The sequence below is a fragment of the Foetidibacter luteolus genome, assembly GCF_009650435.1.
In the GTDB taxonomy this organism is placed as follows: domain Bacteria; phylum Bacteroidota; class Bacteroidia; order Chitinophagales; family Chitinophagaceae; genus Foetidibacter; species Foetidibacter luteolus.
In genome coordinates this window covers 75,780-88,064 of record NZ_VVIP01000094.1, presented here as the reverse complement: position 1 = coordinate 88,064, position 12,285 = coordinate 75,780, and the positions used below count along the sequence as shown (strand labels likewise).

General features: G+C 42.0%; 13 protein-coding genes. 6 read left to right on the top strand and 7 right to left on the bottom strand.

The genetic code is table 11. From position 1 onward, the window contains the following. Nucleotides 1-95 precede the first annotated feature (95 nt). From F0364_RS28040 to F0364_RS29115, 6 genes are all read right to left on the bottom strand, one after another. Nucleotides 96-614: an NADH-quinone oxidoreductase subunit C gene (locus tag F0364_RS28040; protein WP_153801140.1), complete on the bottom strand. Its 519-nt coding sequence runs from the start codon at nt 612-614 to the stop codon at nt 96-98. Between the two features lie 47 nt (nt 615-661). Continuing rightward, nucleotides 662-1,252, bottom strand: a complete 591-nt coding sequence (locus F0364_RS28035; RefSeq protein WP_153801139.1) for an NADH-quinone oxidoreductase subunit B — start codon at nt 1,250-1,252, stop codon at nt 662-664. A gap of 229 nt (nt 1,253-1,481) precedes the next feature. After that, a complete protein-coding gene (locus F0364_RS28030; RefSeq protein ID WP_153801138.1) occupies nt 1,482-1,883 on the bottom strand; it encodes an NADH-quinone oxidoreductase subunit A in 402 nt (133 codons plus the stop codon). 248 nt (nt 1,884-2,131) lie between these two features. Next, complete coding sequence (locus tag F0364_RS28025) at nt 2,132-3,859, bottom strand: tetratricopeptide repeat protein (protein WP_153801137.1); 1,728 nt, start codon at nt 3,857-3,859, stop codon at nt 2,132-2,134. Between the two features lie 25 nt (nt 3,860-3,884). Next, nucleotides 3,885-4,817 carry a PstS family phosphate ABC transporter substrate-binding protein gene (locus F0364_RS28020; RefSeq protein ID WP_207632923.1) on the bottom strand — a complete coding sequence of 311 codons (933 nt, stop codon included), beginning with the start codon at nt 4,815-4,817 and terminating at the stop codon, nt 3,885-3,887. Between the two features lies 1 nt (nt 4,818). After that, nucleotides 4,819-5,055 carry a hypothetical protein gene (locus F0364_RS29115; RefSeq protein ID WP_207632922.1) on the bottom strand — a complete coding sequence of 79 codons (237 nt, stop codon included), beginning with the start codon at nt 5,053-5,055 and terminating at the stop codon, nt 4,819-4,821. A 583-nt stretch (nt 5,056-5,638) separates the two neighbouring features. Here F0364_RS29115 and F0364_RS28015 point away from each other — a divergent pair. The 4 genes from F0364_RS28015 (at nt 5,639) to F0364_RS28000 (ending at nt 10,059) form a co-directional block, all read left to right on the top strand. After that, nucleotides 5,639-6,676: a sensor histidine kinase gene (locus tag F0364_RS28015; protein WP_153801135.1), complete on the top strand. Its 1,038-nt coding sequence runs from the start codon at nt 5,639-5,641 to the stop codon at nt 6,674-6,676. Then, nucleotides 6,676-7,398, top strand: coding sequence for a LytR/AlgR family response regulator transcription factor (locus F0364_RS28010; protein WP_153801134.1), 723 nt, complete (start codon nt 6,676-6,678; stop codon nt 7,396-7,398). The genes F0364_RS28015 and F0364_RS28010 overlap by 1 nt, the downstream gene beginning before the upstream one ends. Nucleotides 7,399-7,721: 323 nt before the next feature. Then, nucleotides 7,722-9,374, top strand: coding sequence for an alpha-glucan family phosphorylase (gene glgP / locus F0364_RS28005; RefSeq protein ID WP_153801133.1), 1,653 nt, complete (start codon nt 7,722-7,724; stop codon nt 9,372-9,374). 274 nt (nt 9,375-9,648) lie between these two features. Next, nucleotides 9,649-10,059, top strand: a complete 411-nt coding sequence (locus F0364_RS28000; RefSeq protein ID WP_153801132.1) for an EVE domain-containing protein — start codon at nt 9,649-9,651, stop codon at nt 10,057-10,059. Between the two features lie 148 nt (nt 10,060-10,207). Here F0364_RS28000 and F0364_RS27995 read toward each other — a convergent pair whose 3' ends face one another. After that, nucleotides 10,208-10,384 (bottom strand): hypothetical protein, encoded by a 177-nt coding sequence (locus tag F0364_RS27995; RefSeq protein ID WP_153801131.1) that lies wholly within the window; start codon nt 10,382-10,384, stop codon nt 10,208-10,210. A gap of 146 nt (nt 10,385-10,530) precedes the next feature. Between F0364_RS27995 and F0364_RS27990 the strand changes: the two genes are divergently transcribed. Both F0364_RS27990 and F0364_RS27985 read left to right on the top strand, forming a co-directional pair. After that, entirely contained in the window at nt 10,531-11,097 is a 567-nt protein-coding gene (locus F0364_RS27990) for an RNA polymerase sigma factor (protein ID WP_153801130.1), read from the top strand. 2 nt (nt 11,098-11,099) lie between these two features. Then, the gene (locus tag F0364_RS27985) at nt 11,100-12,218 is read left to right on the top strand and encodes a S1C family serine protease (RefSeq protein ID WP_207632921.1); all 1,119 of its coding nucleotides are present in this window, start codon (nt 11,100-11,102) and stop codon (nt 12,216-12,218) included. Nucleotides 12,219-12,285 lie beyond the last annotated feature (67 nt).

The following is a 12,285-nucleotide window of genomic DNA, read 5'->3' as shown; positions in this document are numbered from 1 at the left end:
TTCTTTTCTTTAATCGGCTCCTGTTGTGTCACTCACTTGTACGTTCTGTACTTTACTCAACAGGCAATACCACAAATTTTATCATCATTCACTTATTACCAAATACTGCCACCTCTTCCAAACATCTCATCGTCTTTATCAATCCTGGTCTGGTCTTCCAAAGGAAATTCTTTGCGCATCGGGAAATAATCCATTTCATCCACATTCAGTATCCTTTTCAGGTTGGGGTGGCCAACAAAGTTTATCCCATAAAAATCATAGGTTTCCCTCTCCATCCAGTTGGCAGATTGATACAGGGCAGTTGCTGAAAAAACGTCCGGTTGCTCTATACCGGTAAATACTTTAAATCTTATGCGTACATTATCAACCAGGTTATGCAAATGATACACAACAGCAAGTTCGCTCCCTTTTTTATCCGGGTAATGAACTGCACATATATCGGTTAGAAATTGAAATTTCAGATCCTCATCATCAAACAGGAACTGCAGCACTTTAAGGTTATCGTCTTTGTGAGATTCAAAAGTGAGCATTTCATAGGGCTCTTCAAAACTGTAGACGCCTTCACCAAATTTTTCAGTAAGCTTTCCTTTTATGAATTCGTTGGTTAATGCCATTGTGCTATGTAAAATGTGAGTTTGAAAAGATAACAGGATTGCACCTGCTACTGTATGCCGTAACTTCCAAGAAGCGCCTTATAATGCTCACTGTTCCTACGGCGCAGGCTTTCATTGTGCACCAGTTCCTGTATCCGCATAAAACCATCCAGTATGGCTTCGGGGCGTGGAGGGCAACCTGGTACATAAACATCCACCGGTATCACCTGGTCAATACCCTGTAAAACTGAATAAGTATCAAAAATACCGCCTGAAGAAGCGCAGGCGCCAACTGCCATTACCCACCTTGGTTCTGCCATCTGCAGGTAAACCTGCCTTAACACGGGCGCCATTTTTTTAGCTATTGTACCCATTACCATCAGCAAATCGCACTGCCTGGGTGTAAAACCTAAACGCTCAGAACCAAACCTTGATAAATCATAATGCGAGCCCATCGTAGCCATAAATTCAATACCGCAACAGGACGTAGCAAAAGGCAGGGGCCATAAGGAATTTTTCCGTGCCAGCGTAAGAGCCCTTTCAAGACCGGTGGCAAAATATCCTTCTCCCTGCACACCCTCCGGCATTTCTGCCAGGGCTATGTTGTCGTGTATATCAGGTTGCTTTGGATGTATATTGAATCTTACAGGACGTGACATAATCAATTGTTTTATAATAAAACACCTGTAATAACAGTATGTTTTATGCCGGGGCAATTATAACATTTACAATTATGTGACAAAAATAAGTCACCACACTCAATTAAACCGAAAACATTTCATTCAATAAACATAAGTTAGGAAAATATTTTACGGAAAAATATGTATCATTCTATGTTCACCTGTAACAAAAAAGCAGGACGCTCATCCTGCTTTTCCATCATATTATTTAATCTTCCCATTTAAGGGCGCCTTTCTTTATTATGTAGATAAAACCAACCAGGAAAAACCCTACAAAAAGCAACACTTCCCAAAAACCCGTCCAGCCCAACTCCCTAAAGTTTACTGCGTAGGGGTAAAAGAAAATAACTTCTACATCAAACAATACAAATAGGATAGCAACCAAAAAATACTTAATAGCCATGGGTGTCCTGGCGTCTCCATGTGTGGGTATGCCACTGGCAAAGTTTTCCAGCTTATCCGCGGTTTTTCTTTTGGGGCCTAACAGGTGTGTAGCTACCATCATAGTTGCTACAAAACCGGCCGCAAACAATAACTGCAAGCCTATAGGAAAATAGCCCTCCGCAGAATCTGTTTTTGCTATATCGAGCAGTATGTTTAGCAATTGCATGTTGTTGTATTTATGGCAACAAAAGTAAGGGGGCGCAATTAAAAAGAAAAGAATGCTTTTAAAATTTACCTCTTGCTCCGCTCTCCCCTAACCAAGCTACAGAAAAAATAAGCATGCTGCACATTGCTGCGTAGCGAACAAGGCGTACAAGTGAGTGACACAACAAAAGCATAATAGTAATAATTCAGACCGCCTTCAAACAAAAAAACTCCGCCATAAGGCGGAGCTTTTTGTTGCATTAGGCATATTTATTTTTTACCTGAAGCGGCCTTTTTAGGCTTGGCAGCAGGCTGTGTCCTGGGTCTGTTAGCCTTATCCCTGGCATCAGTCAATTGCTTTAGGAAAGCCGGATATTGAGAGTTTGCCGGATCATATTGAACAGCTTTCTCAAACATAAGTATTGAGCTATCCAGATTGCTTGCATAGTTAGCATAGTATCCGCCCATTAATGCGTAGTAGTATCCAATGGTAGAACCATTTTTAACAGTGTCCTTCATCAAAAAACTTATATAATTATTCATTGGACCAATTGCAGCAGCGCCAGTAGTATCCCTGGCCTGTGCCACCTTAACACGGCCAATATAACCATAAGGTTGGTCAGGATACTTTTCAATATACAGAGTGTAAGCACTATCTGACAAGTCTAATTTTTTTGCTTTTAACGCGGCATCGCCCAAATCAAATATGTCCCTATTTGTAGGAGAAGGGGTCATTTTAAAACCAGTATATACAGCATCAAGTATCTTAATAGAATCTTTGGTCTTTCTATAAACAGATACAATAGAATCCTGGTATTTTATCCTGTTAACTAAGGCGGTATCAAGCTCTTGCGCCTTTTTGAAGTAGCTTGCCGCTGCATCTTCAGAACCCGGGAATTTTTTCAAAACGGATCCACCTAATACATATTGTTCTGGCTCAATCAAGGCGGGATCTGCGACAGTAAAATATTTTTCGATAGCTGCTTTTGCCTTAACAGAGTCGTTCAACCTAAGATAGTTGAAAGCGTATAATGCCTGCACCTTAGGAAAATCTTTACAAGGACCTGCTTCCATTGCCTGGCCGCGTTGCAGGGATTCCTGGTACTTACCGGCACGGAAGAGATAATCTGCCACAAAGAAATCTGTTTCGCAATCCTGGTCTGCATTGGCAACATATTTGTCAAGGTATTCCTTAGCGGCATTTACATCCCTTTCTTTATAATAGTTAAAGTAAGCAATGTAAACCGGGGCAAAAGCAGCATCGGCTGCAATGGCTTTGCCGTACCACTCGTTCATAGATTCCAGGTTGTTCTGGCTCTGGTAAATGCGCCCAATTCTAAAGGCTGCCTGTGCGTTAGCCGGATCTGCAGTAAATGCTTCGCGAAAAGCTTCAACCGCTTCGCCACCTTTATCGCTGCCCTGTTTCAGGTAGCATGTGCCAAGGTTGATGTAAACATCCGGGTTTGGTTTAGTTTTTTCGTCGGCCTTCATTAACTCAACAGCCCGTTTTAGCTTGTCAATACCGTACTGTGCATCGCCTTCTTTGCTGCTTCCATCAGCATTGGCGCGGCCTATTGCGTTGAGCACATCAATATTTTCTTCATTTTTATGCTTGCCTTTTGTAGGCGTGGTAGTTGTAATGGCCTGCTCAAACTTTTGCTTGGCAGCATTCAAATCTCCACCCGTAAGCAATTCAACGTGGCCCATACCAATCCATAACCAGGGATCGTTAACGCCTTCTGTTAACTTAGCCTGGTAAAGGCTTTTGGCACTGTCCAGGTAAACTTTACCTGCTACATCATTAGCAATGTACGCCTGGCCAAGCCAGTAAATAGCAAGCGGATCTTTTGGTTTGTCAGCAACTGCCTTTTTAAGGGCGGCTATTGCACTTGTGTTCTTTTGATAATAAAGAAGCTTTACGCCATCTTCTACGGATTGGGAAGAAGCGGTAACAGCGGCAGATGCAAAGGCCAGAAGTGATAAAGCTGTTTTCTTCATGTTCTGATTTTTAATGCTTGAATTTTTAATCGGTGTTTTCTTCTTTTATGTCGCTTGTACGTACGCCAAAATACATTTTCGCAGGTACAAGATAGGCTCTTCTAAAAATTAATTGCCCTCTTTCCAGGCTCATAAAATTCATAAATCCGGTACCAAGCCCAAGGGCGTTTTCTTTCAGCACATAATACAAAGGCCGTACCAAAGGATATTGAGAATACGTTATAGTAGCCTGTGAAGGTTTTGCGAATATATCTTTTTCACATGATTTACATTCCAACAAAGCCATCCGAATTTTATTTTTATACATTTCCTGTTCCGGATCCTGCTCATTGCCCACCCAGCTCGACCCCACAAAACCTATCGCGTTAGTGTTATTCGCGACAAAATCAACCACTTGCCGGCTGCCCTGGGCTGCCATTACAGTTTTACCAAAACTTTCACCCCTAAGTATAGAATCCTGTAAAAACCTTACGGTACTGGTGGCATTTTTGCCATCCAGCACTATGGTTTTAGAAGAATCTTTGCCGTTAAGATAATTTTTAAGCTGCTGCAGGGTGAACACGCTGTCCTGTCCGTTGGAATTCACTATAACTGTTACCGCGTCGAATGCCAGCACATCAAACCTGGGGTGATAAGATAGTTTGGAAACATAAAAATCTTCTTCCGTCTTTTTTAACCCCCTGGCTATAATAACCATCCTGGTGCTATCCTGTTGCAAATCCCGCAAACAATCAGCTTCAGATTTATATTCTGCCACAATCTTCGTTTGCGGGTTGGAAGACTCGTATACTTTAATCTGCTCGCTTATAACAGGTTTAAAGCTTTCATCCACGCTAATATGTATGGTTCCCTGCTGGGGTGTATCGTAAACCGGTTTCTTTTGCCTATTGCTGCTGCATGCTGCAATCAACAGCCATAAGATTGCCGTAACAGCAAAATGTACTTTCCTGCCTGCCATATTAGTTATCCCGCTTAAAACTTCTATACAATCTGAATCCTCCATACAGCACACAAAGACCCGAAAACAGGTTTTTCATGAGGGGGTCCATTTCCTGGATAGCAACAATATTCCATTTGCCACCAAAAAATACCAAAATTCCCACGCCTAAAATAAGTATGCCCATTGTCAAATCATACAGCATGCGCATATTCGTTAAACTCTTCTGTCGCCGTTGCTGGTTATAATTACTGTCCATTTGCAAAATATTACGTGCGGGCTGAGCAAGTTAGGGAATTTTGCCATTAACGTTTTACAAAAAATTCCTGCCGCAACCGCCATTTAAGATTATTTGTACTTTGGGATGCGGCCTGCCCCATTTTCCATACACAGCCAATGTTATAGTTTAACGTTGGCAATTTTTGTTTGGGCGTGCCCCCCAAGCTATCGCAAGGGGGTCGGGCTATCCGCTACAACTCCGCCACGGGCCGGGCTGCAAAGGCTTCAGCGGGGTTTACGCTTCTATCCCTCACGCGGTGCAACAGCGTAATTCTTCTCCTCAGTTTCTAATACGCACTTCAGTTTAACAAAGTACCCATACCTTTTGTATGCCTGCAAAAGAAGCAGCAGGTTTCACCCTGGGTGAGGGATTGCAGCGGATACCCCGGTGAAGGTTTTGTGTGTTGGGCTCTGTGCCGGAGTATAAGCGGAAAGCCCGACCCGAGGCACGAGGGGCACCCCCAAAAATCAACTGCCAATGCTTTTGTAGCAACTATTTATTGTTATGTCGCAGTGTTTTTGTTTATATACTGTGTATTAAGTTTAGTTATTACTTTGGCAGCATGAAACAGCAGTGGTATAATACAAAATGGGCGCAGCTTATGCTGCACATACTGTGCTGGGCACTGTTGTTTTCGCTGCCGTACCTGCTTAGGCCTTCGTACGAAAACAGTAAACCGCCAAGGGCAAATGAAGACCAGCACACATACCTTTATTTTACGCACATTGTTACCTGGGTATGCCTGTTTTACTTTAACGCCTTTGTGCTTATCCCCAAATTCATTAACAGCAAAAAATACTGGCGCTACGTTTTTGTGTTAATAGCACTTATACCTGTAATTATTGTTATAGATGCCATTTGCTTTAAACTGCTCTTAACCAGTGAAACTTACCGGTTTAGAAACGCGGTGCTGTTTAACTTTTTTCCGTTTATTTTTATCCTTGCCTGCAGCACTGCTTACCAAATGATAAGGGAACGCATTATTGCTGATAAGCTGGCCAACGAAAGGGAAAACGAAAACCTTAAAACAGAGCTTTCATTTTTACGCTCCCAGGTTAGCCCGCATTTTATGTTCAATGTACTCAATAACATGGTAGCGCTATCCAGGAAGTATCCCGAAAAGCTGGAACCATCGCTTATTAAGCTGTCATCGCTAATGCGGTATATGCTGTACGAAACAGATGAACAAAAAGTACTGCTGGAAAAGGAAACCGAATACCTGCAAAGCTATATTGACCTTCAGCAGCAACGGTTTGGCAAAAAAGTAGCCATACATACCTGTATGAACGATATTGACAGGAATTATGAAATAGAGCCCATGTTGCTGATTCCTTTTGTAGAAAATGCCTTTAAACATGGAACCGGGCTAATAGAAAATGCCAGTATACACATAGAGCTTACAGCGAAAGAGGGATTGCTGCATTTTTTTGTAAAGAATAAATACAGTGAATTTGTTGATGAGCCAAAAGACAAAACATCGGGCATTGGCCTTGCCAACGTAAAAAGACGTTTAAATTTATTGTATGGTAAAAACCATAACATTCAAATTACTAAACAGGATGGCTGGTTTACCATTTCACTTAATATAAATCTTCATTAATGCTACGTTGTATTGCCATAGACGATGAAGAACTGGCGCTTGAATTACTGGTGGATAACATAAGCAAGCTACCCTTTTTGCAGCTTGTGGCCGCTTGCGGCAACCCGCTGGAGGCAATTAAAGTAATGCAGGAACAACCTGTTGACCTGGTATTCCTGGATATACAAATGCCCGGGCTTACCGGTTTGCAGTTTATACAGAGCTTAAGCGTTAAGCCTATGTTTATTCTTATTACAGCTTATGAAAAATACGCGTTGGAAGGATATAACCTGGATGTGGTTGATTACCTGGTAAAACCTGTAGCGCTGGAACGTTTTTTTAAAGCAGCCAACAAAGCCCTGGAACTGTACCAGTTAAAAGAAAAAAGCAATTCTGCAACAATGCTGGCATCTGCGCCGCCGGCTTACTTTTTTATTAACGTAGATTACAGCATGCTGAAAGTGGTTTTCGCAGACATTATATGGATTGAAGGGTTGAAAGATTATATCAAGATTCACTTAAACAGCACCACCAAACCTATTGTGGCCCGCATGAGCATGAAAGCTATGGAAGAGCAGTTGCCCGGCAGCATGTTTATACGCATCCAAAAGTCTTATATCGTCTCCAAAGAATACATTACTGCTATCAGAAAAAACAGTGTATTCATCAATACGCTTGAATTGCCTGTTGGCGATGGCTACAGGGATGCTGTAGCCGCGTTGGCTGGTAAAGCGGCTGAATAACATTTGACTGTAATATCTTCCCATTCGTTAAACACACTTATACATAGCTGCTTCTTTATATGAATTTTAATATGTTAAAAATTCATTTCAGCAATTAAAAAGTATCTTGCGCCAGAATTATTTGAAGGCCGTTGGTTTACATAATAAATTGTATCATTGTTCCTCAATAATTTACCTGCTTCGATTGCGAATCGAAAGGGTTTTGGCAAGCAACAAAAAGTACACACAATATATTTCTGTAAATATTGCCGTAACCTTTGCCTGTATTGCCATGCCCCGTCCGCAACGTTGCTTGCTTTTTTCCGTTAAACAAACCAATGATTATGAACTTTAGAAATTTCCAGGTACCCTACCCGATTAATGAACGCTATTCAAAAAAAGTTGCTTACTTCTCTATGGAGTTTGCGGTACACCAGCCCCTAAAAATTTACAGTGGCGGTTTAGGCTTTTTATCAGGCTCTCACATGCGCAGCGCTTACGAATTGCAACAGAATTTAATCGGCATAGGCATCTTATGGAAATACGGTTATTACGACCAGGCCCGTAACCAGGACCAAACCCTGCAGGTAACCTGGATGGAAAAGCACTGCAGCTTTTTGGAAGATACCGGCATAAAGTTTCAGATTCTTATTCACGATCACCCTGTATGGGTTAAAGCATACTACCTTAACCCGGAAACCTTCAAAAGCGCCCCGCTGTTTTTGTTGAGCACAGATTTGCCTGAGAATGATTATGTTTCTCAAACCATTACCCACAGGTTGTACGATGCCAATGTGGCTACCAAAGTTGCCCAGTTTATACTGCTGGGTGTGGGTGGCGCTAAATTGATAGATGAACTGAATTATAACCCAGACCTTTATCACCTTAACGAGGCTCATGGCATATCCGCTGCGTTTTACCTGCTTAACAAGTTCAAAAGTGTAGATACATTACGCAGCCACCTGGTGTTTACTACACATACGCCGGAAGAAGCGGGCAATGAAAAACATGATATCTACCTGTGCCATAAAATGAGCTATTTCTGCGGTCTTAGCATTGATGAGGTTAGAAAGCTAACCGGGTTGCACGATGACCAGTTTAACCACTCACTGGTGGCTTTGCGCTTTGCAAGGCTGGCGAATGGCGTATCTCAGTTGCATGGGCATGTATCACGGGAAATGTGGGGCAAGTATGAAGGAGTATGCCCAATCATTGCCATAACCAATGCGCAAAACTGGCGTTACTGGGCCGATAAGCAACTGTACAAATCAATAGAAGAAGGCAATGACTGGGCTTTTGACGACCGCAAAAAATATTTGAAGAAAAGGGCTTTCGAAATTGTTGCCGATCAAACCGGTAAAGTTTTTGACCCTAATGTGCTTACCATAGTTTGGGCACGCCGCTTTGCGGGTTACAAACGGGCAGATTTTCTTACCCAAACCCTGCAACGCTTTAACAAGCTTACCAGCAATGCCAAATACCCGGTACAAATTATTTGGGCCGGCAAGCCTTACCCGGTGGATTACCCGGCAATTTCTCAATTTAACCACCTGGTACACATCAGCAAGAATTATAAAAATGTAGCGGTACTTATAGGCTACGAACTGGCGTTGAGCAAGCGCCTTAAACAATCTGCCGACATCTGGCTTAATAACCCCCGAGTTCCCCGTGAAGCCAGCGGCACCAGCGGCATGACTGCGGCCATGAACGGTGCGGTCAACTTTTCTACCGATGATGGCTGGATACCAGAGTTCATTAACCACGGTTACAATGGCTTTGTTGTTCCCAAAGCTGATTATGCCCGCATGAACACACAGGAACAGGATGAATACGATTTAAACAAGCTTTACGAAATACTGGAAGATCAAATTTTGCCTTTGTACTACGACAACTACGATACCTGGCGCCAGGTTACCAAAAACGGCATGAGAGATGTACGCTTTCAGTTTGAAAGCAACCGCATGGCCCACGAGTATTATGAACTGCTGTATAAATAATAAACTGATATTAATTTCTGTAAACCAGGCGGCTATATAGCCGCCTGGTTTTTTATAAATAATTTATGGGGACGGGCTTTTTGACCCCCTGTGGCATCTTCGTTGTGTCACTCACTTGTACGTTCTGTTTTTCATGGCATCTTTTACGCGGGTATTAGTTTTAACCGCCTCCGGCGGTTATCATTGAAAACCCTGGCAAACCACATCCACACTGTTTTTTCATTTCCCTTATTTTTACATACCCCAATTATTACACAAACAACAAATACACTTTATGGCATACTGGCTGGTAAAATCAGAACCTTTTAAATACAGTTGGCAGCAGTTTGAAAAAGACAAACAAACTTTTTGGGATGGCGTTCGCAATTACGCTGCCCGTAACAACCTGAAAGCAATGAAAAAAGGGGATGAAGTTTTGTTTTATCACAGCAACGAAGGCCTGGAAATTGTGGGCATAGCCAAAGTAGCCAAAGAACATTACCAGGACCCCACCACAGAAGAAGATGCCTGGGTAGTGGTTGACCTGAAGCCATACAAAAAAATAAAAAAGCCGGTAAGCCTGGAACAGGTAAAAGCCGATAAACGCCTGGCCAACATGGCGCTGGTACGGTTGGGAAGGTTATCTGTACAACCAGTAACAGACGAAGAATATCAAATAATTATGGAACTGGGCGGCATGAAGTAATACACAGGCAAGTCTTGCTCTAAAAAAGAAAGCCCTCCTTAAGACTAAGGACGGCCTCTAACGATTGCTTGCCATATGAAAAGAGTTAAACTACATTTCTGGCGCAAGCTGCCACGTCAAAAAACTAACGCACTGTAGTTTTCATTAATTATTTCTTAGTTGTGTCAGCAACTGTGCTGTCTTTTACAGCAGTTGTATCAACTGTAACAGGAGCTGGAGTTGTGTCAACGGGTGTAACTGTAGAATCAGTAGCAGTTTCTGTAGATTCGCCACCACCGCAAGATGCAAAAGCTGCAACAGCTAAAACGAGCAATAATTTTTTCATTGTTTAGATTTTTTGTAAGTGAATTTTGTAGTTAATACCGCATTTAAAGAAAGGTAACCTGGGTAACCGAAATTTTTTTTAAAAAGTTTTTTGCCTCTAATTTGGGTTACTTTTATCCCCCAACTGTATTAAAAAGTAGTTTCCAGGTGAAAGCAGACAGCAACGAACAATTACTACTGAAAGGATTGGCCAATAACGACGGAAAAGCCATAGATACTATTTACAAAGAAAACTTTTCTGTTATACAGGCTTTAATCCTGAATAATAATGGTACCTATGACGATGCAAGGGATATATTCCAGGAAGCTATGATAACGCTCTATGAAAAGGCTAAAAGCGAATCGTTTGTGCTTACCTGCCAGATTAAAACCTACCTGTATTCAGTTTGCAGAAGGTTATGGCTGAAACGCCTGCAACAAATGGGGCGGTTTACCATACATGGTGAGGATATTGAGGAAACAGTGGCTGTAGAGGAAGATATGGAAATACACGAGAAACGAAATGCCGAATTCGCTATTATGGACAGGGCACTTAACAGCCTGGGGGAACCCTGTAAAAGTCTTTTGGAAGCCTATTACATCCGCAAAAAAGGAATGGGGGATATTGCCACGGATTTTGGCTATACCAACGCGGATAACGCCAAAAACCAGAAGTACAAGTGCCTTATGCGTTTGAAAAAGTTATTTTTTGCTCAATATAATATTGGAGAGTAGTGATGGAAGATATTTTACTTTTAGATGCCGTAGAACGTTACCTGAGCGGCGCAATGCTTCCTGAAGAGAAAGCATACTTCGAACAGCTTCGCAAAAACACACCGGAAATAGACCAGATGGTGGTAGAACACAAATTGTTCCTGCAACAGATGGGCACCTATTCTGAACACCGTAACCTGAAACACGCCCTGCACGAAAGCCATGCAAGGCTGCTGGAAAGAGGTGATATAAATGAAGGTGGCGAGGTTAGCGCAAAAGGTAAAGTAATACAGTTGTTCCACCGTTATAAAAAGGTTACCGCTATTGCAGCTTCCATAGCAGGTTTTACTGCCCTTACCATTAGTGTTTTGGTTGCAGCACTCTCTCCTACTGTAAATAAAACGCAGATACAGCAGTTAAATGGCGCCATCAACCAGTTACGTAAAGTGCAACAGGCGCAAGGTTCCAAAATAAATGAATTAAATTCAGGTGCAGTCCTGCCAAAAGATGTAACAGTTATCAGCAGTGGTACAGCATTTCTTATAGATGGCAAAGGCTACCTGGTTACCAATGCACACGTATTAAAAGGATCTGGGGCTATTGTGGTTAACAATAAAGGCCAGGAATTTTTCGCCAAGATCATTAATATAGATCAAACGAGGGATCTCGCTATCCTTAAAATAGACGATAATACCTATAAATCTTTCAACAGTTTACCTTACGCTATTAAAAAGAGTGATGTTGATTTGGGCGAAGAGCTTTACACGTTAGGTTATCCACGTGATGAGATAGTTTATAACATGGGTTATCTGAGTGCAGAGAGCGGTTTTAATGGCGACACATCCAGCTACCAGCTTTCTCTTACAGCTAACCCCGGCAACTCCGGTGGCCCTATCTTTAACAAAAACGGGGAAATTGTAGGTGTGCTCAGCACACGCCAAACCAGTGCAGAAGGCGTTGTTTTTGCGGTAAAGGCCAAAGGCATTTACAAAATGATTGAAGAACTGAAAAAGTCTGACAGTTCGCTGGCCAAAATAAAAATGCCTTCCGGCGGGGCTTCACTTAAAGGTGTTGAGCGTTCTAAACAAATTAAAGAAGTAGCTGATTGTGTGTTTTTAGTAAAAGCCTACAACCAGCAATAGTAATCAGTTATACAAATAAAATAAATGGCCTGCGTTGAAAAATGCAGGCCATTTATTTTTAGGCTAA